The organism is Halobacillus alkaliphilus (assembly GCF_900113125.1).
Lineage (GTDB): Bacteria > Bacillota > Bacilli > Bacillales > Halobacillaceae > Halobacillus > Halobacillus alkaliphilus.
Map to the genome: position 1 here is coordinate 63,924 of NZ_FOOG01000005.1, position 23,336 is coordinate 87,259.

Annotated in this window: 19 protein-coding genes; 13 read left to right on the plus strand and 6 right to left on the minus strand. The window is 41.0% G+C overall.

From position 1 onward, the window contains the following. Positions 1-144 precede the first annotated feature (144 nt). Positions 145-1,191 carry a UDP-glucose 4-epimerase GalE gene (gene galE / locus BMZ06_RS04765; RefSeq protein ID WP_089750650.1) on the plus strand — a complete coding sequence of 349 codons (1,047 nt, stop codon included), beginning with the start codon at positions 145-147 and terminating at the stop codon, positions 1,189-1,191. 367 nt (positions 1,192-1,558) lie between these two features. On the opposite strand, the gene BMZ06_RS04770 is transcribed toward galE, so the two are convergent. Continuing rightward, on the minus strand, positions 1,559-3,004 hold the full coding sequence (locus BMZ06_RS04770) for an S-layer homology domain-containing protein (protein ID WP_089750652.1): 1,446 nt from the start codon (positions 3,002-3,004) through the stop codon (positions 1,559-1,561). Between the two features lie 159 nt (positions 3,005-3,163). After that, a complete protein-coding gene (locus BMZ06_RS04775; protein ID WP_089750654.1) occupies positions 3,164-5,929 on the minus strand; it encodes an alpha-amylase family glycosyl hydrolase in 2,766 nt (921 codons plus the stop codon). 364 nt (positions 5,930-6,293) lie between these two features. Between BMZ06_RS04775 and BMZ06_RS04780 the strand changes: the two genes are divergently transcribed. The 3 genes from BMZ06_RS04780 (at position 6,294) to BMZ06_RS04790 (ending at position 7,513) form a co-directional block, all read left to right on the plus strand. After that, positions 6,294-6,503: a YkvS family protein gene (locus BMZ06_RS04780; RefSeq protein ID WP_014644330.1), complete on the plus strand. Its 210-nt coding sequence runs from the start codon at positions 6,294-6,296 to the stop codon at positions 6,501-6,503. A 96-nt stretch (positions 6,504-6,599) separates the two neighbouring features. After that, positions 6,600-7,106, plus strand: coding sequence for a hypothetical protein (locus tag BMZ06_RS04785; RefSeq protein ID WP_089750656.1), 507 nt, complete (start codon positions 6,600-6,602; stop codon positions 7,104-7,106). Between the two features lie 143 nt (positions 7,107-7,249). Continuing rightward, on the plus strand, positions 7,250-7,513 hold the full coding sequence (locus BMZ06_RS04790; RefSeq protein ID WP_041601400.1) for a hypothetical protein: 264 nt from the start codon (positions 7,250-7,252) through the stop codon (positions 7,511-7,513). Positions 7,514-7,631: 118 nt separating this feature from the next. Here BMZ06_RS04790 and BMZ06_RS04795 read toward each other — a convergent pair whose 3' ends face one another. Next, complete coding sequence (locus BMZ06_RS04795) at positions 7,632-8,669, minus strand: LCP family protein (RefSeq protein WP_089750659.1); 1,038 nt, start codon at positions 8,667-8,669, stop codon at positions 7,632-7,634. Between the two features lie 241 nt (positions 8,670-8,910). Between BMZ06_RS04795 and BMZ06_RS04800 the strand changes: the two genes are divergently transcribed. Beyond that, positions 8,911-12,186 carry an FN3 associated domain-containing protein gene (locus BMZ06_RS04800; RefSeq protein WP_089750662.1) on the plus strand — a complete coding sequence of 1,092 codons (3,276 nt, stop codon included), beginning with the start codon at positions 8,911-8,913 and terminating at the stop codon, positions 12,184-12,186. Between the two features lie 39 nt (positions 12,187-12,225). Here BMZ06_RS04800 and BMZ06_RS04805 read toward each other — a convergent pair whose 3' ends face one another. Further along, positions 12,226-13,686, minus strand: a complete 1,461-nt coding sequence (locus tag BMZ06_RS04805) for an APC family permease (protein WP_089750664.1) — start codon at positions 13,684-13,686, stop codon at positions 12,226-12,228. A gap of 538 nt (positions 13,687-14,224) precedes the next feature. On the opposite strand from BMZ06_RS04805, the gene BMZ06_RS04810 reads away from it, so the two are divergent. Next, positions 14,225-15,271, plus strand: a complete 1,047-nt coding sequence (locus tag BMZ06_RS04810; protein WP_014644325.1) for a glycosyltransferase family 4 protein — start codon at positions 14,225-14,227, stop codon at positions 15,269-15,271. A gap of 141 nt (positions 15,272-15,412) precedes the next feature. Here the strand turns inward: BMZ06_RS04810 and BMZ06_RS04815 are convergent, their stop codons facing one another. Next, entirely contained in the window at positions 15,413-16,432 is a 1,020-nt protein-coding gene (locus BMZ06_RS04815; protein ID WP_089750666.1) for an LCP family protein, read from the minus strand. A gap of 8 nt (positions 16,433-16,440) precedes the next feature. Further along, complete coding sequence (locus BMZ06_RS04820; protein ID WP_089750667.1) at positions 16,441-17,091, minus strand: YigZ family protein; 651 nt, start codon at positions 17,089-17,091, stop codon at positions 16,441-16,443. Between the two features lie 170 nt (positions 17,092-17,261). Between BMZ06_RS04820 and BMZ06_RS04825 the strand changes: the two genes are divergently transcribed. The 7 genes from BMZ06_RS04825 to flgM all read left to right on the plus strand — a co-directional run bounded on the left by BMZ06_RS04825 (position 17,262) and on the right by flgM (position 23,334). After that, a complete protein-coding gene (locus tag BMZ06_RS04825; RefSeq protein ID WP_175477801.1) occupies positions 17,262-18,401 on the plus strand; it encodes a sensor histidine kinase in 1,140 nt (379 codons plus the stop codon). A gap of 183 nt (positions 18,402-18,584) precedes the next feature. Then, complete coding sequence (locus BMZ06_RS04830; protein ID WP_089750672.1) at positions 18,585-19,262, plus strand: response regulator; 678 nt, start codon at positions 18,585-18,587, stop codon at positions 19,260-19,262. 257 nt (positions 19,263-19,519) lie between these two features. Next, positions 19,520-20,365: a DegV family protein gene (locus BMZ06_RS04835; RefSeq protein ID WP_089750673.1), complete on the plus strand. Its 846-nt coding sequence runs from the start codon at positions 19,520-19,522 to the stop codon at positions 20,363-20,365. A gap of 59 nt (positions 20,366-20,424) precedes the next feature. Then, on the plus strand, positions 20,425-21,840 hold the full coding sequence (locus tag BMZ06_RS04840) for an ATP-dependent helicase ComFA (protein ID WP_089750675.1): 1,416 nt from the start codon (positions 20,425-20,427) through the stop codon (positions 21,838-21,840). Next, positions 21,837-22,499 (plus strand): ComF family protein, encoded by a 663-nt coding sequence (locus BMZ06_RS04845; RefSeq protein ID WP_089750677.1) that lies wholly within the window; start codon positions 21,837-21,839, stop codon positions 22,497-22,499. Before BMZ06_RS04840 ends, BMZ06_RS04845 begins: the two co-directional genes overlap by 4 nt. Positions 22,500-22,576: 77 nt before the next feature. Then, the gene (locus BMZ06_RS04850) at positions 22,577-22,987 is read left to right on the plus strand and encodes a TIGR03826 family flagellar region protein (protein WP_089750679.1); all 411 of its coding nucleotides are present in this window, start codon (positions 22,577-22,579) and stop codon (positions 22,985-22,987) included. Between the two features lie 80 nt (positions 22,988-23,067). Next, the gene (gene flgM, locus BMZ06_RS04855; RefSeq protein ID WP_089750810.1) at positions 23,068-23,334 is read left to right on the plus strand and encodes a flagellar biosynthesis anti-sigma factor FlgM; all 267 of its coding nucleotides are present in this window, start codon (positions 23,068-23,070) and stop codon (positions 23,332-23,334) included. Positions 23,335-23,336: the final 2 nt, after the last annotated feature.

Genomic DNA, 23,336 nt, shown 5'->3' on the forward strand with positions numbered 1-23,336 from the left:
GAGGTTGTCGAAAATATAGTCTCTTGTTCTTTTATCGTTAAGTTTTGCTTTTTTGTTAATAGTTCAGGTTTCTTCTGGGGAAAAATTTTAATTACTTGGAAGGTATTAAACGAAAGTACTTGGGACCAAAAAGGAGGAAATAGAATGATTTTAGTAACAGGTGGGGCAGGGTATATTGGGAGTCATATTTGCGTAGAACTTTTGAATCAGGGTTATGAAGTGGCGGTCGTTGATAATCTTTCTAACAGCCAGTTCGAGTCATTGCGAAGAGTTCAAGAACTTACGGGAAAGACCGTAGAGTTCTATGAGGTGGATTTATTACATCGTGATAAGCTTTCTCAGGTTTTTGCCAATCATCCCATTGATGCTGTCATTCACCTTGCTGGACTAAAAGCGGTAAGTGAATCTGTGGAAATCCCATTAAAATACTATTCCAATAATCTAACAGGCACGTTCACGTTGTGTGAAGTTATGAAAGAATTTAATGTGAAACAGTTGATTTTTTCTTCATCAGCAACCGTCTACGGCACGCCTGAAAGAAACCCCATTGAAGAGAATGCTCCTCTTAAAGCGGCTAACCCTTATGGACGAACGAAATTGATGCTTGAAGAAATACTTGAGGATTTATACATATCCGATCGAAGCTTTAGTATTTCTGTACTTCGATATTTTAATCCGATAGGAGCCCACCCAAGCGGCCAGATTGGAGAGAACCCCAAAGGGATTCCCAATAATTTAATGCCGTATATTACGCAGGTAGCAATCGGAGAGTACTCAAAGCTTCAAGTGTTTGGAAATGATTATCCAACAATCGATGGCACGGGGGTAAGAGATTTCATTCACGTGGTGGATTTAGCCAAGGGTCATGTGAAAGCTCTTGAGTATGTTACAGCTGAGACTGGATATGAAGTATACAATCTAGGTACAGGGGAAGGATACAGTGTGCTACAGATTGTTCATGCCTTTGAAAAAGCATCAGGACGTAAAATTCCTTATCAAATTAAAGGAAGACGTCCGGGGGATATTGCTGAGTGCTTCTCTGACCCTGCAAAGGCTGAAGCAAAGCTTGGATGGAAGGCTGAGAAAGATATTGAAGACATGTGTAAAGATGCATGGAACTGGCAGTTTAATAATCCTAATGGTTATTCAAGCCAACGTTCCTATTCTTATAGTAATGATAATAGTGAATAGAATATGTAAATCCCACCTTCATAGATGTGAAGGTGGGATTTATTAATGATTAGTCCCAGTGTGGATTTTACCGATAAGCTCCCGATACTGAAAAACTCGATTTCGATATAGTTGGGACCTTTATCTAGAGAGGGCTAAGGTTAATGGGGATTCCTGCGCCCTGCGCGATGTGCGCGATGTAGGGTCGATCGGCGTTGCCACACAACGTGGCGGTTTTAATCGATCCTCCTTTTAATTTGCCTCCCGGCTCGTTTCACTCCCTGTGCGTTCTCGCTTAGCTCTTTCTACCATTCTTACACTTCATAAAGACGTGGTAACACATGCATGCCGAGAGACTAAAGGGTGAGGAGATGTTATAAAGACAGGATTACTTAATATCTAAATAATCTTCCAGCTTAGCAATCCGCGCTTCACGTGTTGGTACTGTTCTAAAAGGCACATGCACACCTTCTGGAACAATTTTATCCATTAGCTCATAACTTGGCAGATCGTCGGGAGAATTTATTCGTTTCATACGGAATAAACCATTATTTAAATCAGATATTCCGGAACGAGTTGTAAGCGTTGCTTGATAGCCTAATTCTTTTAGGACGCTTTCTGTAGTTTGGTTATAAACGCCATAAGGGTAGGTGAACAACTCCGGTTCATACCCCAGGTTTTCTTCGATTAGCTGGTGGATTTTTATAGTATCCTTTTTAAAACGCTCAGCATGTTCTTCTGTTGTCTCTCCCTCAAGTGGAAGTGTTCCTTTTGCATAGCTATCCGAAGTCCCTGGATTATGAAGATTGAACGAATGACTCTGGATATCCACATGACCGCTGTCTACCATTTCTTTTGCCTCCTCCCATGTGAAATGCGGTGTGATATCGAGCTCCTCGCCTAAATCAGTCGTACGTCCTACACTCCATCCAATAATGGAAATAACGGCTTGCATGTCGAGTTTCTCAAGCACTGGATAGGCATATTGATAGTTGTTGCGGTAACCATCATCAAAAGTAACCATCACAGGATTCTCGGGTAGTTCAGCTTTCCCGTTTTTCGCATCGATTAATTGCTGAGAACTAATTGTAGTCATACCCAATGCTTTTAAATACAGCATTTCCTCATAAAACTTGTCTGGTGATATCGTAACCGAGCTCCAATCCGCAGGGTTCTTGGATAGACTGTGATACATAAGCACGGGAATCATTTGTTCATTATTGTCTGAATCAATTTTAAAACGGTCATCCATAATTCTTGCTAAAAAGCTTGAAAACTCAGCTCTTGATACATCTCGGGATGGGCGGAAGGTTCCGTCTTCATATCCGGTTGTAATATGATTGGCCAAAAGCGCGCTTACGTGAGAAAAAGCCCAGTGATTAGTGGATAAATCAGAGAACGTGGAGGAACTGCTTCCTTCCAATTGATACGCCCGTGTAAGGATAACAGCCAGTTCGGATCTTCGAAGAGTGTGATTGGGTTTGAATTCTCCATCCTCAAATCCGATAATGATATCACGTTCCGCGATGGCGTTAATATAGGATTCTGCCCAATGACCGCTTGTATCTGGAAAAGCTGAGGATTTCGTCGATTTCAATCCCAATTGGTCGGCAATGACCTTAGAAGCCTCTGCCCGTGTGATAGATCGGCTGGGTCTAAATGTACCATCCGGATATCCATTTAATAGCTCTTGATCGGTAAGATAGTTAATTTCATCGTAAGCCCAATGTTCTTCTATATCAGTAAAACTTGCTGAAGCTGATACTGGGGAAGCGGATATGAGCAGGTAGGTTGTTAGAAGTACAAGGTGACTAAGCAATAGATGTTTTTTCATAGTGGTCCTCCTGTATGTAGGGATAAACGTGGCAGAGGGGACGGTTAGCGAAAGGTAACATACCCAATTGGGTACAAATGGTAATATAATATATTAACGAAGGAAAAGCAATAGTTTAATAGATACGAAAAAGCCTGCCATATGCGGCAGGCTTTTTTCCTATGAAGCTTTTCCGAGATTAGCTGATTCAGAATAAGGGAGGACGGTTATTCCGTATTGGTCTTGAGGATTGAATGTAAATATATAGTCTCCGTCCATATCAGGAGTGAATGTTAGATTGTCTCCTTCCAGCCATTCTCCATCACGTATATATTTAAATTCGATAGTTTCATCCGCCTTTAACTCGATGGGTTCACTTTTCCAGACATGATCACTGTCATCATAAGATAACAAATTGGCGTCTGATTCCCAATTAAGCGGTTCAGATCCCCGCAAAACCACTTTTGAGTACTTCTTATACTCGTCAGGGGTCTCCATGCGGAGCTTTCCTTTTACTTCATAGATGGAAACAGAGTGGGCATCACTCTTTAATTTAAGCGATCCCTTGTGACTACTCAATTTCTTACCATCCATCAGCGAGGTCAGCTTGACACGATTAGGTGTTTGCTGATTATAGAGATCAATAAGATCTAGCTGGCGCTGATTTTCTCCTTTATTGATGACTACAACGACTTGATCATTAGATGATTTTCTTTCGAATACAAGAACATCGTCATCGGAATAAACCATTTTCAGGTCACCATTAGTCAATGCTTTATGTTCCTGTCGAATATCAATGAGCTTCTTATAATGAGCTTTCACATCCAGGTCCTGCTCTGACGGGTTCCAAGGCATCATTTCACGGTAATAGCGATCCTTCCATTCATCAACGGCATTATGATCGCCGCTCTGTGAAAGTCCTACTTCGTCACCGTAGTAAATGATCGGAGCGCCGGGTAGAGTGAATTGCAGGGACGCAGCATTTTTCAGTGTGTCTGTGTTACCGTCTGCTTCATATAAGAAACGAGGAACATCATGACTGTCCAGAAAAGTAGCTGGTACAAATTCTTCACTATAAGCTTCGTGGATCGTTGTTAAGGAAGAAGCCAGCTGGTTCATGCTGCCATCATTAATAAAAGCATTCTGAATGGCGGACTGAGTTTCAAAATCGATAGCACCGTCCAATTTTCCTGTATAGGATGTAATCGTATCGAGATTATCCCATACTTCACCGAAAATAAAAGCGTTCGAATTTAATTCCTTCACTTTATGACGAAAGTCCACCCAGAAACTCTGGCTTGGGCCTTTAGCATAGTCCAGCCGGAACCCATCTACCCCAATCTCTTCCATCCAAAATGGCACAACTTCATCTAACATATATTCTCTAGTTTCGGGATTGTCATTGTTAAGTTCAGGCAGTTCCTGGACATCATAGAATGTTTCATATTCGTTTGGCCAGTTGGTGAATGAATACCAATCATAGTAAGGGCTGTCTTCTCCTTTTTCTACGGCATCCTGGAAAAATGGATGCTGATTTGACGTATGATTCGGAACTAAATCGTAAACAACTTTAATATTACGTTTATGTGCTTTTTTCACCAGTTCTTTCATTAGTTTGTTGCTGCCGAAGCGTGGGTCGATATTCATAAAATCTGCTGGATGATAACCATGAGAGTAAGGCCCTTCGTAAATAGGAGATATCCAGATGGTATTCACACCCAGGCTGTCGATATAATCCAGCTTTTCCAATACACCTTGAAGGTCGCCGCCCATCCATCCTTTTAGTTGTTCGCCATAAGGAAGAGAAGGGTCAACGGAGGTATTGTTTCGTTCTGTTCCATCACGGAAGCGGTCTACAAAGACTTGATATATGATCGCTTCTTTTGCCCAATCCGGCGATTGATAATCCTCTACATAATAAGCAAACTCCGTGGCGTTTTCTGACGTGAGGGCATTGTTATCGGCGAATTGTGAGCCTTCACTCGCAGAATTCCACACATCAATTTTATACTTAACCCGTGTTTCATTTTTTTGATTCGGTATTGTCCCGGTGAGGATAGATGTTTTTAAACCGTTATTCTGCGTTGTGGTTTCGGTTACTTGCAGGTCAGCTGTTTTCCCGTTTTCAACTTCTCCTCTTTTTCCAACAGGGGTGGCCCCGTCTGTCGTATAGTAGACAGCTCCTTCATCAATAGGCCCATAATGATCTACCGTTACTTTTACGGCTACGTTATCTTTTTTGTCAGGAGTATAAGGGGCGTGGTTAAAATCGTGCGTAACGTCCTGGGCTACGGGTATCGTTTCCCATGCCTTAACGGTATCTTTTTGAATTTGACTACCTTCTGTAAATATAGCTGAACGGGGTTCTTCGCGCACTTCTTTATAAGGCTCGCCGCCTAAACTGTAAAAGTAGGAAAGTGTTTCTCCGGATTCTCCATTCACTTGAATTTGATAAGTACGTTCGTCAACTTTACTGAGGGGGCTTACCTTATAATTGAAGTCATTCATATTAGAAGCAAGGGTAGGCACCACCCAATCTGGAGTCTCCTCAGGCACAGTTAACTCTAATGTTACACTTCCAGAAGACGTGTTTGCTGAACGTACGTCTACTGTACGTTCTTTTTCAGGATAAAAAACGAAAGTATAATCGCCATCTTGAGGCGGCGTATAAGTTAAGTTGGCTCCTGGCATCCAGTTTCCATCATATACGTATTTAAATTCAACTTCATTCCCGCCTTCAAGTGTGACAGGATCACTTTTCCAGACGCCTTCTTCTGAATCGTAAGCCAGCGGGTGATCATTAGAATTCCAATCAAGAGAAGCGGCGCTTCCTCGGAGTACGACCGTATCATAGACTTTGTCATCAGCAAAAGCGTTAAGTGCAAACGGTTGCGCAAATGACAATAAGAAAAAGACTATCCCTATAAACCAATAAAATTTCTTCAAATTATTTCCCCTCTTTCCTAATAATAGTGAAACCGTTTTCATAATATAATATAGACCGTCAAGTGTCTATGGTACGAATAGACTACACTGCTCGTTTAGTATTCCAATAACTGGATGACCTGAGGTGGATAAAAAAGGAAAAAAATGAGGTGTATTTGCTTCATTCTGCCTGACTTACCATGGCTTTCTTGACTGTTTGCAATACTGCAACATTTGTAATAGGTATTTCACAAAAACAACAGCATTTGGCTTGTAATTATTTGTCGAATAAAGTAACATATTCTGTAAAAGATTTTATTTGAATTGTTTGTCAATTTTATGTAAAATCGATTCAATAAAAAAAGATAGAGAAAGGGTAGAGATTATGATACAACCTGATGATAAAATCGCGACGCCCGGACAAGTAGTCAGTTTTGAGAGAAACGATATTACTTTCACGGGAAAAGTGATTCCTAGTCAATGCCAGCGATCTGTAATTGTTGATCTAACGATTATGGACAATTTAGATGAAATTGATTTTGAATATGATAGAACGGTTGTAGCTCATACCAACTATCGTATTATAGAAGAATAAAAATATAACCAACCCTCTTCTGTGTTAAAACGCAGGAGAGGGTTTTTCTATGCTATAATTTGTAAGAGAAAAGAGAGTGGAGGAAATTGATTCAATATGAAAAAAATTCTTTTGCTTTTCGTGGTAGTGATAATAGCAATAGGCGGATATTTTGGATATATGTTCTTCATTAAGTCTCATGATACAGCCGATGAGGAAGTTGATCAGTTAGCAGATGAAGCATACGAAATTTTCCTGCCAAATGATAGCGCTGAAGGACAGCAAATGAATCCAGCTGAACGAATTGAATCCTATGAAACTTCGTATGAACAGCTCATTCATGAAGCCGAAAGAAGAATGGATGAAATCGTTACAGAAGCTCAAAAAGAGTATGTGACTAAAAAGCAGAATGGTGAAGACATTTCCTTCAGTTATTTTTTCAGCAAATATAATTCAGCAGCTGATCGTCTGGAAGCGAGTACAGATGAGGGTTTTCAAACAATTCATGAAAGTGTCAAGGAAAACATCGGTGCAAAAAAAGCGACGGACTTAAAGGAAGAATTTAGGCAGACGAAGAAACAGTGGCGTGCGAACCTCTTAGCTGAAGTAAAGGGATCGTTCTGAGAAAAACATCGAATTTTGTAGTTCTCGTGTCTTATTTTACCTTTAAAGACTTTTCAAATTATAGAAATTTTATTATATTATGAATACAGGGATAGGGTGATGTGCTAAACACTTCTTATAGAACACAGAGAGGGTGAAGTGGATTGGCACAATTATCAAAACTATATTTAGACAGAGAAGAATTACACATTTTAGGCCGTTATTGTGTACGGATTGATCGAACGATTGTGGTCGAGCCTTCCCGTCAGTTAACGGAAGATACATTTCAACGCATTATGGTGTCGAAACCGACGATTAGTAAAATCAGCATTCAAAATGAGGATGTTGTGCCCCTGATCGAGTATGATGGTCCATACACCTTCGAAAGAGTCTATGGCGTGCTCGTTTTTAAGCCTACGGGCTCTTAGTACGTTTATGTTTTTAAGAAAAGGATCTCCAGTGAGGAGATCCTTTTTTAATAGGAATAGTATATTATAAAAGCCCCGTTCGATGGCCGAACGGGGCGTTGATTTCAAAATATTCGCCTCAGTTAGATGATGATTCCTCTTGAGATGCTGAACTTGAAGCACCAGGCAAATCAAGTTCCTGCTTCAACTTGGTTTTTACTTCCTTTAAGCTTTCATCATTTGGAACAAAATAATAGAGTCCATTTTCCAGGCGTTTGTTTTCACCTTCGATGGTAAATGATTTTACGTCCGAATTCTCGGAAGAAAAGGCTTTCTGTAATGCATAAATCTCTCTGGGCGATAGATTCGTGGTAATGTTCTTTCCGATAACATCCGCAATTTCACCGGCTTTAAAAATGGTGCCGGCAGAGATCGCTTCGTCAATTGCAGCTTGAATAAATTGGCGCTGCCGTTCTTCTCTGGGGTAAGTAAGGGCTGCTTCTCTTTTTCTCATTCTCACAAAAGCTAAAGCCTCTTCGCCATTCATCGCTGTCGGCCCTTCTTCAAACTCAATCTTTTTATTATAATTCTGGCTGCTTCGTTCCCAAAAGCCTTCTTTTACATCTACGGTTACTCCGTTTAGTAAATTCACGACTTCAATGAATCCTTCAAAGTTAACTGTAGCAAATTTATCTATAGGAATGTCGAGATAGTTTTCCACGGTTTCTACAGCAAGTTTTTCAGATCCATAACCTGAAATTTCTCCGATTGAATAGGTGGCATTTAATTTATGCTTTCCTGAATATTTCTCACCAACTTTTTCTTCCGGGAGCGTAACCTCTGTATCTCTTGGAAGACTGGTCATGGTAATCTGATTTGTTTTGGGGTCCAGCGTCATCACAATTTGTGTGTCAGCCCGTCCTGCTGAACCATCTGTTGAATAGTCCTCTACACCCATTAATAGAATAGAGATCGGATCATTTCCGATGTTTACAGCTTCCTCGCGAAGGTCAGATTTCTCTCCTCTATCTAAAGCCTGAAACGATGCTGTATAGACCTGCGATACGTAATAAAACGTGCCTCCGGCAAGAACGGCCAGCATCAAAAGGAATACACTTATGCGTCTGATTTTCTTCTTTCTTTTTCTCTTTCGAATACGAACTTTTCTGGAATTCATCGAACACACCTCATTCTTCTAACCTCTCAAATTTATATTTTATCATATATGAAAACAACCCAAAGGCACACTTCTATCGTCCGACAATGTGTAAATTATTTGTCATAATTAGTTATTTTATCCTGATACATTGGAATTAATTATCTAATTTTACAAAATTACAACATATTTTGGAGGCTGGATATTTTATACTGGAAGAGTATGGGCCAACAAGGCATAAATTACCAGGGAGGCGTTATCAGTGAAAAAAGTAGTTGCTGGATGTTTAGTAACGGTACTGACGTTAAGTTCTACAGCGATTCCGATGTCTGATGTTAAGGCAGCGGAAGCACCTGCAGACTTGTTTATTTCTGAATATGTGGAAGGGTCAAGTTATAATAAAGCACTTGAACTTTATAATGGCACTGGGAGTGCTATTGATTTATCGGGTTATACGCTAGAACGCTATTCCAATGGAGCCGTTGAGGCTACTGAAACTCAGGGACTCGAAGGGACATTAGCAAGCGGGGAGACTTTCGTCATTGCTTATAGCCAGGCAGCCCAGGAAATTCTAGACAAGGCAGACTTAACTGATGGTATTGTGAATTTCAATGGAAATGATCCGATCGTTTTGAAAAAAGAAGGAGAAATTATCGATTCATTTGGACAAATGGGTAATGATAACGATTTTGCTAACGACGTCACACTGGTTAGAAAAGCTTCCATAACCTCTGGGGATACAGATCCAACGGACAGTTACGACGTTTCAGCCGAGTGGGACAGCTATGCCAAAGATACATTTGATTATCTAGGTTCTTATGAAGTTAATGACACTCCAGACACTCCTGTCGAAACGGTATCTATTGCTGAGGCTCGTCAAAGTGAAAAAGGGTCGACTGTAAGTGTACAGGGAATTGCAACAGCAGCCTTTGTATCCGGAGGTCAAACTAACTTATACATACAAGACGAGTCAGCTGGCATCATCGTTCGAGCTCCAGGTATTACTGCACAAGTTGGGGATCAAGTCACAGCTTCAGGAGAACTAGGTGATTTTCATGGAATGGAGCAGATACAATCCTCTTCAGCCTCTGTCGAAGTGACAGAAGAAGGAGCGGGCGTTCCTGAACCTGAACAAGTAACGGCATCTCAATTCTCTGCTGATCAAGGAGAAGCCATTGAGGGCGAGTTTGTAGAAGTGAATAATGTAGAAATCACCAATGTGAATGAATATGGAGATTTTACAGCGCAAGGCGCTGAAGGAACATTCTTAATCACCCCGGCTGATGAGAGTCTTCTTAAGGTGGGTGAGACATACGAGCAGATAAAAGGTGTTGTGAATTACAGCTACAGCAATTATAAGTTGGTTCCTCGTTCAAAATCTGATATTGTGCAAAAAGCATTCGCTGTTACAGCAAGTAAAGAATCCGGATCTGTAATTACAGGGACAGAAATTACTCTTAGCGCCGCTGAGCCTGGCGTGACGATTCATTATACCACGGATGGAAGTGAGCCTACAGCTGAAAGCAAAGAATACACAGAACCGATTACGATTACGGAGGATACTACGATCAAAGCCGCAGCTGTCCGTGAAAATGGAGAAGTGAGTGAGGTTTCTACGTTTTCTTATACGGCTCTAAAAGCTGCTGACTCCCTTGAAATCCATGATATACAGGGAGCTTCGCATACTTCTCCTTATGAAGGCGAAGTCGTAAAAAATGTTGAAGGTATAGTAACGAAGCTTGATGGCAGCAATGGATTTTACATGCAAAGTCTTAATCCAGATGAAGACATAGCAACGTCTGAGGGGATTTACGTCTACAAGCGTTCTTCTAATGTTGCTGTTGGTGATGTTGTAACGACTACCGGAGAAGTTACGGAGTGGCGCGAAGATGGATATTCAGATGCAAATGATCTGCTGACCACTCAGATTAGTGCTTCCACTGTCAATGTGAAATCTACTGGAGCAGATATTCCAGATCCTGTTGTGATTGGAGAAGATCGTGAACAGCCTACAGAAAATATTGAAAACGATGGATTAGAATCATTCGATCCGGCAGAAGACGGCATTGATTTCTATGAAAGTCTGGAAGGAATGTTCATTGAACTTCCAGAATCACAAGTATCCGGTCCGGTTAAATATGATGAGCTTCCAGTGTATGTAGAAACGAGCGAAGATCAATTGTTTACCCGTGCAGAGGGATTGCTTATTTCCCCGGACGACTACAATCCAGAACGCGTGCTGATCGATGTGGATGGAATAGATATTAACGCAAAAACAGGTGATTATTTTGATGAGTCTATCACCGGAGTAGTTAATTACGATTATAGCAACTACAAGATCCGTCCAACTGGAGAATTCCCGGAAATTAAAGACGGGGGCACTGAACAGGAATCTGCAGATTTGAAAGCTCTTAAGAAAAAAATGACAGTAGCGAGCTACAACGTCGAGAATTTCTCTGCAGACACATCTCCTGAAAAAGTTGAAAAGATTGCGGAATCTATTATTCAAAATCTAAATACCCCTGATGTTGTAGGTTTAATTGAAGTTCAAGATAATAATGGCCCGACTGATGATGGAACGGTAGAAGCGAATGAAAGTTACCAGAAGTTAATTGATGCAATCGCAGAAGCGGGCGGACCGAAGTATGAGTTCACAGACATTGCTCCCCAGGATAAAACGGACGGCGGGCAGCCGGGAGGGAACATACGCGTTGGATTCATTTACAACCCGGATCGCGTGACGCTGACCGACAAGCCAGATGGGGATGCGTTAACCGGTGTAGATGTGAACGAAGATGGTCTGACTTTGAACCCGGGCCGTGTAGATCCAACGAATGATGCCTTTTACGATTCTCGCAAACCATTAGCGGCTGAATTCGAATTTAATGGAGAAAAAGTGGTAGTAGTAGCTAATCACTTTAATTCTAAAGGTGGAGATGATGGATTGTTTGGCGCTGATCAGCCAGTGGAGCTCGGCAGTGAAGAGCAGCGAATCCAGCAAGCGACTGTAATCAACAACTTTGTTCAGAAAGTTGAAAATGAGATGGATGATTCTAATGTCGTCGTCCTTGGGGATTTAAATGACTTTCAGTTCTCCGCTCCGATTAATACACTGGAAGGTGACGTTTTAACCAACATGATCGAATCTCTTCCGACAGAAGAGCGGTACACCTATATTTATCAAGGAAATTCTCAAGTGCTCGACCACATTCTTGTGAGCAACAATCTTGCCAAGCAGACGAAAATACAGACGGTGAATATTAACTCTGACTTCTCAGAAGCTGATGGTCGTGCGAGTGACCACGACCCGGTACTAGCTCAGATCATGATTAAAAATAATGGCAACAAAGACAAAGATCAAGGCAAAGGAAATGAAAACAAAAAGGATAATGACAAAGGCAGCGGCGATAAAGATCATAAAGACAAAGATGATAAAGGTGAGAAAGACGAAAAACAGGAAAAAGAAGATAATTACACATGGGCTAAAAGCTGGATCTATAGTGTTTGGAATAAATACTTAAGCAGCTATTTTAACTAATTAAAAAAAGAAATCCCCGGACAACCCGGGGATTTCTTTTTAAATTTCTTCTTTTTCAAGAATGAGATAATTCATTTCTTTTTCTTCAATTTGGTTATATCGTTTGTAGTTAAAGATATAGAAAACAATTCCGATTACGATCCAAATACAGAGGGCAATATAAGATTCTTTGCCCAGTGAAGCTGGAGACCAAGGTAGAAGCAGTAACGCCAGGAATCCAATGGAGCTGAGCATTCCGATCAAGGAAAGTAACTTCCTTCCAGGGGATACTACGTCTGCATTGTTTTTAGATGGTTGATTCGGGGACCATCGGTAAAATTTATAAGCCGTTGCTGTACAGAAAAAGTAAGCAATTGCTACGCCTGTAGAAGACATATCCACAACCCACAATAAAGCCTGGCGTCCAAACCAAGGAGCAATCAGGCAAATAGCCATTGTGAACAAAATACCTACATAAGGCGTGTGATACTTGGAGTGCAGCTTCCGGAACACGTTTGGTAAAATGCGTGCGCGGCCCATGGCGAAAGTTAATCGGCTTGATGAAATATAAAAGCCATTTAATCCTGTAAATATACCCATGGAAACAGCAATTGCGATGATCAATACTCCAGCACGTCCGAGATAACTTTCAATGGCGTCGCCTGTGCCCCATACCGATTGTTCTGAATTGATCTGAGCAAGTAAATCCTGCCAGGGCATAGTGCTTGCGGTGATCAGGATCATGGCACTGTAGGCCAGCCCAGCAGCGAGTAAAGACCAAATAATTAAACCAAACGCTTTTTTGGGTTTAAAATCAAATTCTTCAGCTGCCTGAGGTATATTATCGAAACCAACATAAGCAAACGGTGCAAGCGCTAAAATTGTCAGAATCGAAGCAATCGCTGTCTGGTCCGGCTTGAAGGCCGGTGTAATGTTACTGAGCGATGGACCATCTGTAAATATAGCTCCAAGACCTAACAATGTAATTCCTAAAACCAATATCATACTAAAGACAAATTGTGTTCTTCCAGAAAAACTGGCACCTTTAATATTTAAAATAGCAAATAAAATAAGGGCAATACTCGCAATCGCGATTTGAATGATGGATACTTCGTAACCAGCGACAACATAAAGGTTGCCTGTTCGAACGAAACCTGGAAACAGAAATTTAGCAAGCAGAGCGAGCGCCGAAGCATTCAGAGCAACGATACATAAGTATCCAAGTGTTAAGAACCACCCTGCTAAGAAGGCAAATGTTCTCCCGAATCCAATGTAAGCATAAGCAAACTCTCCGCCTGTTACTGGAAATTTTTCTATTAAGAAACCATAACTTACTCCGATAATCATCATAAGAACAGCGCCAAGCAGAATTCCAAGCACAACTCCTATAGGACCTGCCTGCCCAATCCAGTCTGTCGGCAGTACAAAAGCTCCCCATCCTATAGCGGAGCCAAATGCAATCGCCCAAACCCAATGGGGTTTTAAGGATCTTTCTAATTTTTTCCTTTCATGTGTGGCCATGTTGTAAGAAATCCTCCTAGTAAAATTGACATGCGTTACCTATTTTATGAATTCTTGAAGCATACTGCAAGGTAAAGCTGTACCTAACCATGTATTTACTTTAGAGGAGCGACTTAAACCCTATTTTATATATAGAAGTAGGAAAGATGAATTATTTTTGTATAAGGCACCCAGTTGCATACATTTCTATCCGAAACACTGTTGGGTACGTGGTTATGTATTGAAGTAAAGAAGATTTACGAATATTTTACAAACAAAGACACAAAGGGAATTGCTGCTTAAAAGATAAAAAGACCGGCATGAAGGCAAGTGTAAGATCAACTTCCTTTGACAAAAGAGACTTTTTCGTGTTTGAAAATGTTAGAAATAGGCTAACAAATATTTAAAGAAATATGTATATCTGATCAGAGGTTCTTGTGCTATAATCATCTAGAATTATTATGAGATAACAGTCACTCATTTATTCTAAAAAATATGGAAAAATTATTTCAGCTTATGTTGTTTGGGAGAGGACATACTAAACCTGAGGAGGGTCTTTATGGAGTATAAGGCCTTGTTGTTCTGTTTTATTGCTTCGTTATTAATAACACCTGTTGTTAAAAAAATTGCTGTTGCTATTGGAGCGACTGATCAGCCGAACCACAGAAAAGTTCATAAAGTAGTTATGCCCAGACTGGGTGGACTGGCTATTTATTTAAGCTTTGCAGGAGGACTATTGTTCTTTTTCCCCGAAAGTCGTTATACTTGGCCGGTGTTTATTGGTGCCAGTATCATCATTGCGACCGGTGTCCTGGATGATCTAAAGGAGCTTTCTGCAAAAGTAAAGCTTGGGGGCCAAATTGTAGCCGCGATTGTTGTGGTTATGGGAGGTGTACAAGTCGAGTACATTAACCTCCCGTTCGGTGGTGAAATGGAATTTGGATATTTAAGCATACCAATCACCATATTATGGATTGTAGGAATAACCAATGCGATTAACTTGATCGACGGACTCGATGGCCTGGCTGCAGGGGTTTCAGCAATTGCTTTACTGACGATCTCAGGTATGGCCATAACAATGGGAAATGTGTTTGTCGTATTTGCAGGGTTTATGATGTTAGGAAGCACAATTGGTTTTCTTTTCTACAATTTCTATCCAGCCAAAATTTTCATGGGGGACACAGGGGCGTTGTTCCTCGGTTTTATGATCAGTGTGCTCTCACTTCTAGGCTTTAAAAATGTAACTCTATTCTCTTTCATTATTCCAGTAATTATTCTCGGTGTACCCATATCTGATACGCTGTTTGCCATTGTCCGCAGAGTGATTCAACGAAAGCCGCTGTCGGCACCTGATAAATCGCACCTACATCACTGTTTGATTAATTTGGGATACAGTCACCCAGAAACGGTACTCATGATTTATGCTGTTAGTGCCCTGTTTAGTCTGGCAGCTGTTATCTTTTCTCAGGCAACAATGTTTGGAGCAATGTTTGTAATGGCAGCCCTTATTCTGATGATTGAATTAATCGTCGAGATGACCGGATTGATTGGGAAAGATTATAAACCAATCCTCAATATGATTCGTGATTACCGTACACGTAGGTAATTAGGAGACTCTACAGGGAAGGGGCACCTTCTCCGTAGAGTTTTTTTCGCTATTCATAATTTTCGACAGTAACTGAATATTTCCCAGGAAATGTTCAGTCAAAAGACAGCAAAAAAACTGCTTTATCGATAAAGCAGGTTTTTACGTAGAATTGTCTTCGTTTTCTTTTTCTTCAGCGAAGGCATTGGAATTTTTATCATTTTTGGAAGGTAAATTCAAGTGAGCTTGCAGCTGGTCTTTTGCATTGGACAGGCTGTCTTCTTTCACCTGATAATACCAGACTCCGTCCACTTTTCCTCCTTCACCATTCAACTGCATCTTATCAAAGGTCAACCCTTGTTTATCAAAGAAATAGTCCTTAAAGGAAATCATTTCTTCGAATGTTAAATTTGTTTTTAAATTGTCGTTGATGGAGTTGAGAATATCACCGAAGTTATTAAGTGAGCTTGTCGTCATCGTTTGACGTGCAATTTCCTGAATTAATTCCATTTGTCGCTGCCCGCGTGCTAGATCGCTGTCATATTTTCTTGTTCTGGCGAGAGCCAGGGCTTCCTCACCATTCAACTTTTGATAACCTTTTTCCAATTCAATGGCTCCGTCTTTGTCGGCGCTATTTTGTTCAGTAATATCAAAGGGGACATCATAAGTGATACCACCGATGGAGTTAACCACTTCAATAAATGAATTAAAATTGAGTCTCACATAATAATCTACAGGAATATCAAACATTTTTTCCACAGTTTCTACTGTTGCATCGATCCCACCAAAGGCATGAGCATGAGTGATTTTATCTTTATAGCCGATTTCGGGAATGTACGTGTAAGAGTCCCTCGGAATACTCACCATTTTTATCGATTTTTTATTATCGTTAAAAGTTGCAAGGACGAGTGCATCCGACAAAGCATTACGATTGCCGCCGGTAGATCTTTTTTCACTGTCATCAATTCCTACGAATAATACGGAGATGTCATCATATTCAGGGTTTACTTCACTTTGCCTCTTTTCGGATTTTCCTCCTCGGTCGAGTTCCTGGTGGGACTCCGTTGCCGTTTGCTTGACTTTATCAGTTAAATAAATGGCATAGCCAGCGGCAGTACCAATGCTGATTAACAGAATAAAGCCAACTATACTTAAGGCAATCTTCAGTTTTTTGCGTTTCATAAACGGGGTCAAGCTCCTTCGCTAGGTTTGACATCAAATTCTACATAAGATGAATCTCCCCGGGTTAGTTGAGCTTGATTACTGGTTAAATTAGTTATCCAGCTTTCAAAAGCTTCTTCCTGCCCACTTTCTACATATATTATTAATTCCACATTTTCCATGTAATTAATCGTTTCTAGCGTATAGGAAGAGTTGCGTACTTCATTTTCTACTTTTCCAAGCAAGTTATAAGCTACACTCACGTGCATAGATTTCATAAGCTGTCGTCGAACAATGCCTGTTTTTTCAATAGCTTGAGAAACTGTGCCGGAATATGCGCGAATTAATCCGCCAGCCCCAAGTTTGGTACCGCCGAAGTAGCGCGTGACCACGACAGCCGTATCTTTTAATCCTTTTCGCTTTAACACTTCGAGCATAGGAACACCGGCGGTACCACTTGGTTCCCCGTCGTCGTTTGCTTTTTGTATTAAATCGTGTTCGCCAATCATATATGCTGAACAGTTGTGGTTCGCGTCATTATGTTTCTTCTTAATCTCCTGAATAAATGATTGGGCTTCTTCTTCCGTTTCACAGCGTCGTACGTATCCAATGAAACGGGATTTTTGTATGGTCACTTCTTCAGATCCATTCGGCTTTACGGTATAATAATTTTCTAACATAATGTGTTAAACCTCCTAAAGTCTTAATTATATAGACGGGGACGTGATTCAGCAAATGGGATGTTGTTTTATCAAAAAAAGAAAAATAAAAGTAACTTTATAATTAAACACCCCCATAAAACGGCTTAGGCCTAACGAATGAGTGTGTGAATATTGATGGAGGGACAATGATGAGCGAAAAGAAATTTGGGGACAAAGCACTTGACCATATCATTCATGAAATGGTGGATACTGTCACTAATAGTAAAGATGAAATTTTTCAAATTGGTGAAGAATCCCGAAATGAATATGAAAAACTGGATAAAGAGCTGAAGGAAACGAAACGAGAGGTTTGTTCTCTTATAGATGAGGGAGACAAACTGGAGCAGAAAGTACGTTTCTCCCGTATGCGCTTGTCAGAAGTGAGTAAACAATTTCAGAAATATTCAGAAGATGAAATACGTAAAGTCTACGAACAAACTCACGGGTTGCAGATGGACTTATCGATGAAACGCGAGAAGGAAAAGCAGCTGCGCAATCGTCGTGACGATTTAGAAAGGCGCCTTAGGAATTTGGATGAAACGATTGGACGTGCCGAAGCGCTGGGCGGAAAAATATCTGTCGTGCTGAACTATTTGACTGAAGATTTTAAGCATGTCACCGATGCGCTTGAAGATGCAAAGGAAAAACAGCAATTCGGTCTGCAGATTATTGAAGCTCAAGAAGAGGAACGACGGCGGTTATCCAGAGAAATTCATGATGGGCCTGCCCAGATGCTTGCGAATGTGATGCTTCGTTCAGACCTCGTGGACCGGATTTACCGGGAAAGAGGCGTTGAGGAAGCTATGAAAGAAATAAGAAGTGTTCGTACTATGGTTCGTTCCGCACTTTACGAAGTCCGCCGTATCATATATGATCTTCGTCCCATGGCGCTTGACGATTTAGGGATAATTCCGACGTTGAAAAAGTATTTAGCTACGGTAGAGGATTATAATGATTTGGAAATTTCATTTACTTTATTCGGTGAAGAACGGCGCTTTGAGTCTAAATTTGAAGTTGCGTTGTTTCGGCTGATTCAGGAAGCGGTTCAGAATGCTGTCAAACATGCAAGTGCTTCTTTAATCCAGGTAAAGACAGAATTAAAAGCAGGTTCGGCCATGATTATCATAAAAGATGATGGAAAAGGTTTTGATCCTAAATCTAAGAAAGATAAATCATTTGGCTTAGTAGGCATGCGTGAGCGCGTGGATATGCTGGATGGGGATCTGACCATTGATTCAAGCCCCGGAGAGGGGACCATTGTCACGATTCATATTCCAATAAATAGTTAATTACAGGAATAACTATGTAAAATGGCGTGAATCGTTTATAATAGAGGTTAGGATTAGGGTACAACGATATACAGGTAATTAGAGATAAAAAGAGACAAAAGAGACAAAAAAAGATTACAAAGACCTATAGGATAGGGATGCAGAAAAATCCAGTGAATGTAAAGGAAATAGGAGGAAAAGATCATGACGACACGAATAGTCCTGATTGATGACCATAAGTTATTCCGTGAAGGTGTAAAGAGAATTTTAGACTTTGAAACAAGTTTTGAAGTTGTGGCAGAGGGAGACGATGGCAGTTCAGCTCTCCAGTTGATTGATGAATATATGCCGGATGTGGTCCTGATGGATATTAACATGCCAAGCATGAATGGGGTCGAAGCTACAGCGGAAATTACTAAGAGAAATCCAGACTTAAAGGTCATTATTTTATCTATTCATGATGATGAAAACTACGTAACCCATGCACTTAAAACAGGGGCACAAGGGTACTTGCTAAAAGAAATGGATTCAGATGCGCTTATTGAAGCAATTAAAGTGGTTGGAGAAGGCGGCTCTTATCTGCATCCAAAAGTGACCCACAATCTGGTCGCAGAATATCGTCGTCTGTCTGAAAATAAAGGCAGCAGTGCTTACCGTACGATTGAATACCGCAAGCCGCTCCATCTGCTTACCCGTCGTGAATGCGAAGTGCTACAGCTTCTGGCGGACGGAAACAGCAATCGCGGAGTTGCCGAATCCCTTTATATCAGTGAAAAAACCGTAAAAAACCATGTGAGCAATATCTTGCAGAAGATGAACGTAAACGATCGTACCCAAGCGGTTGTAACAGCAATTAAAAATGGCTGGGTTGAGGTTATCTAATCACATTATTATAAATATTATAGCTGCTGGCTAAGGCCGGCAGCTTTTTTAAATGAAGAATAGGTAAAATAGGGACCTCAGGTCATCCATAATTTGGATGACCTGAGGTCCCTGCTTTTACCAGTTCACCTATCAGCTTATTTCTACTTTATTGGTGCAATTGAGTGAGGGTTCATGTAAAATAATAGATAAATACTTTTATATAGTAAGATACATATAAAGCTTGATAATACACAGTAGACAAGGAGTTGGATTACATGAAAACAGCGGTTCTTACAGATAGTACGGCTTATCTTAAGAGAGATACGCGCAGAGCCAACGACATACATATGATACCGTTGAACGTGATTTTTGGTCATGAATCCTACCAAGAAGAGATTGATATAAATGCGGATGATTTTTACGATATGGTGAAAGAAGGCGGTGAACTGCCGAAAACCTCACAGCCGTCGATCGGCTTAATGACTGAGAAGCTGGAGGAGCTTGCCCGTGATTACGATGCCGTGTTAGCAATTCATCTTTCAAGCGGCATCAGCGGCACTTATCAAGGGATGATAGCAGCTGGTGATATGGTGGAAGGGATTGACGTTCATGTATTTGACTCTGAAATAAGTTGTCTTATGCAGGGTTTTTATGCTCTTGAAGCTGCCGATCTTGCTAGTAATGGAGCGACTCCAGAGCAAATTCTTAACCGCCTTGAGATTATGAAGAAGTCAATGAAAGCTTACTTTATGGTGGACGATCTTACGCATTTACACCGCGGAGGCCGGTTGAACGGAGCTCAGGCGTTTGTAGGCAGTCTGCTGCAAGTAAAGCCTGTCCTCCATTTTGTAGATACAAAAATTGTTCCTTTTGAAAAAATCCGTACCAGAAAAAAAGCTCTTAAGCGTATCTTAACCTTGTTTGAAGAATCTATTGAAGAAGGCGGAATTTATAAAGCCTGCATTATTCATGCTAATCGGCTGGATGAAGCTAAACAGATTAAGCAGGAAATTGAACAGCAGTTTGAAAATGTAAAGGTTGAAGTCAGCTATTTTGGTCCAGTTATCGGCACGCATCTCGGTGAGGGGGCAGTTGGACTTGGGTGGTACCGTCAAGCCTGAAGTAGAGCCTGTTTGTGAGACTCAAGCAGGCTCTACTTTTATATTAGGATGGTGAAAGAATGCTGCAAACTCTGCGTACTTATTTTTCTGATGATTTTGATTGGCTCCCCGATCTAGTAACACCTCACTACTATCCTCAACTTGCCGGTAAACTCCTGCTGCATTATGAAATCCCTCTTGATGAACCTCATCTTATTTCTGCTCTATCACAAAACGTACTAATAAAAGTTTCTGGTCTGGAGCACCACTTCTGGGGCTTTCGCTGCCGCCGGTGCGGAAATAAGGAACAGCACCTATTCGCTGAAATCCCTCATGCTGCCTGTGGAAAAGACTGTGTTTACTGCCGCTGTTGTATTCAAATGGGGCGAGTTACGGAATGTGAACCTTTGTACTTCGGCAGTCCAAATGTGGCATGGCCCAGGTTTGAAAATCCATGCGCCTGGAAAGGAGAATTAACCTTTTCTCAGCAAACAGCTGCTGATGAAATAAGGAATGTGATTCAACTAGGGAAAGGGGAAAAGCTGATCTGGGCGGTTTGCGGTGCTGGAAAAACCGAAATGCTGTTCCCGGGACTGACGGAAGCTTTCTCCTCTGGAAAGCGGGTGTGTCTTGCTACCCCTCGAACTGACGTGGTACGAGAATTGCTGCCCCGTCTGAAAGCTGCCTTTCCGAATGTTGAGATAGAAGCATTATATGGAGACAGTCCGAATAAACAAGGAGCTGCTCAGTTTCTTATTGCAACCACCCACCAGCTTCTTCGCTTTGCACATGCTTTTGATGTGATGATTATTGATGAAATTGACGCGTTTCCCTTTCATCAGGATCCTGCGCTACACTACGCTTCAAAGCGTGCGGCCAAAATAGATTCCTCTCTTATTTACCTTACCGCGACACCTAGAAAAGCTCAGCACAAACGTATTCGTAACAAAACCCTTCCAGTGGTTTTCATCCCGAAGCGTTTCCACGGTCATCCACTGCCTGTCCCCAAGCTTAAGTTGACCCCAAGTTTATTTCACCATTTGAAACGCGGAAAGATTCCGCCAAGTTTACTTGAAAAAATTAAACAGCAACAACAATCCAATCGACAGTTGCTTATTTTTATGCCATCAGTCAAACAAGCTGATCAGATAGCTGAATATCTGAGGAAGTGGAAGATGATTGTGGAATCCGTTCATGCGGAAGACCCAAAGCGGGCTGACAAAGTCATGGCTTTTCGAAAGAAGCACTATCCGATTCTGGTTACTACGACTATTTTAGAACGTGGCGTTACCTTTCCTTCCGTGGATGTGTACGTTGTGGATGCGGGGCATTCGGTGTTTGATGAAGCTGCACTTGTTCAGATTGCAGGTCGGGCGGGGAGAAGTCCCGATGATCCTTATGGAGAAGTTATCTTTTTTCATACAGGAAAAACAAATCCGCTGCTGGATGCTCGTGAATCGATTATGAAAATGAATCGGTTGGGAGAGAAGTTGTGAGGTGTCTGATTTGTCACGAGGAGACCATCCCTAAAATAACGTGGACCAATTTCTGGAGCTTGCCGGAAAAAGAAGTACTTTGCATCGTCTGTAGGTCTATGTTTCAACCTCTTAAACCAGGGTGCCCCCTCTGTTTTCGAGAAGGTGAAAAAGGTGTATGTGAGGACTGTCAATGGTGGGAGCAGACCCATCCTGGCCTGCTAGCCAAAAATACCTCTGTGTTCCAATACAATGAATTTGCCAAAGATTTCGTAGCCCGCTGGAAATATCGAGGCGATTATATTTTATTGGAAGCATTGCAATGGCATGTTGTGGAACATTTTAGTAGAATGAGGAATTCAGACTACATTATTGCTCCAATTCCATTAAGTGAAGAGCGTTCTTATGAGCGTGGCTTTAATCAGTCTGAAGCTATCATTGATTTACTTAATCAAAGGCCCCACTCATTGCTCGAAAGAAGAAATTCAGAAAAGCAATCTAAAAAAGGAAGGTACGCACGCATTACATCTAATAATCCATTTAAACTTATCCAATCTGTGCGTCAGCCCGTTATGCTTGTGGATGACATTTACACCACAGGCACTACCGTGAGACACGCGGCATCTCTCTTAAAACAAGCGGGGTGCCCGGCCGTGACGTCGTTTACTATATTTCGTTAATTATTTAGTATAAGATCCTTTGACTTCGAGATTCGATGCCGATATAAGAAATAGATATCGAATAGGAGGGCGACGTTATGGGGAATTTAGCTAATTGTCCGCGTTGTAGTGCTCTTTTTTTATCAGGAAGTGTCACAGTTTGTAACCAATGCAGAAACAAAGAAGAACAAAATTATCAAAAGGTTTATGAATTTATGCGCAAAAAGCAGAATCGGATGGCATCAGTTGCAGAAATTGAAGTCGCTACGAGGGTTTCTGAAAAGCAGATTAGGGAATTTGTAAAGCAAAAGCGATTACATCCAGCTCAGTTTCCGAATATTAGTTATCCGTGTGAGAAGTGCGAAAGACCTATTCAAGACGGTCGTATTTGCGAAAGATGTAAACAGGAGATAACAAAAGGATTGAAGCGCCACGAAAGCAATAAGGTACTTGATAGCAAGAAAAACTTTAAAGAGAAAAGGACTTATTACTCGGTAAAAAATAAATAATAAGATGGATTTAAATGCTGGGTCATCCAGACGATATTAAAAGAAACCATCGTTATTATTTACGAAAAGAGGTGAGCGGAATGAGAATTAATGGACCGAACCAAACAAATTTTAATCCTTATACAAAGCAAGTAAACAAACCGGCTGAAGTGAAAAACCAGATCAAGCCGCAGGATAAAGTCGAAATTTCAAGTCAGGCGAAACAAATGCAAAGTGCGGAAAAAACAGACCCTGTCCGCCAAAAGATGATTGAAGAGCTTAAAATAAAAGTCGAATCCGGAAATTATAAGTCCGATCCAAAAGAAACGGCAAAAAATATGCTGAACTTCTGGTCGAACAAAAACTAAAG

Bases quoted from the DNA above. Each gene is read 5' to 3' on its own strand.
- BMZ06_RS04850 (WP_089750679.1), top strand. From the start codon at position 22,577: ATGGGGAATTTAGCTAATTGTCCGCGTTGTAGTGCTCTTTTTTTATCA.
- BMZ06_RS04815 (WP_089750666.1), bottom strand. From the start codon at position 16,432: ATGAAACGCAAAAAACTGAAGATTGCCTTAAGTATAGTTGGCTTTATT.
- BMZ06_RS04770 (WP_089750652.1), bottom strand. From the start codon at position 3,004: ATGAAAAAACATCTATTGCTTAGTCACCTTGTACTTCTAACAACCTAC.
- BMZ06_RS04835 (WP_089750673.1), top strand. From the start codon at position 19,520: ATGAAAACAGCGGTTCTTACAGATAGTACGGCTTATCTTAAGAGAGAT.
- flgM (WP_089750810.1), top strand. From the start codon at position 23,068: ATGAGAATTAATGGACCGAACCAAACAAATTTTAATCCTTATACAAAG.
- BMZ06_RS04830 (WP_089750672.1), top strand. From the start codon at position 18,585: ATGACGACACGAATAGTCCTGATTGATGACCATAAGTTATTCCGTGAA.
- BMZ06_RS04805 (WP_089750664.1), bottom strand. From the start codon at position 13,686: ATGGCCACACATGAAAGGAAAAAATTAGAAAGATCCTTAAAACCCCAT.
- BMZ06_RS04780 (WP_014644330.1), top strand. From the start codon at position 6,294: ATGATACAACCTGATGATAAAATCGCGACGCCCGGACAAGTAGTCAGT.
- BMZ06_RS04795 (WP_089750659.1), bottom strand. From the start codon at position 8,669: ATGAATTCCAGAAAAGTTCGTATTCGAAAGAGAAAAAGAAAGAAGAAA.
- BMZ06_RS04825 (WP_175477801.1), top strand. From the start codon at position 17,262: ATGAGCGAAAAGAAATTTGGGGACAAAGCACTTGACCATATCATTCAT.
- BMZ06_RS04820 (WP_089750667.1), bottom strand. From the start codon at position 17,091: ATGTTAGAAAATTATTATACCGTAAAGCCGAATGGATCTGAAGAAGTG.
- BMZ06_RS04840 (WP_089750675.1), top strand. From the start codon at position 20,425: ATGCTGCAAACTCTGCGTACTTATTTTTCTGATGATTTTGATTGGCTC.
- BMZ06_RS04810 (WP_014644325.1), top strand. From the start codon at position 14,225: ATGGAGTATAAGGCCTTGTTGTTCTGTTTTATTGCTTCGTTATTAATA.
- galE (WP_089750650.1), top strand. From the start codon at position 145: ATGATTTTAGTAACAGGTGGGGCAGGGTATATTGGGAGTCATATTTGC.
- BMZ06_RS04785 (WP_089750656.1), top strand. From the start codon at position 6,600: ATGAAAAAAATTCTTTTGCTTTTCGTGGTAGTGATAATAGCAATAGGC.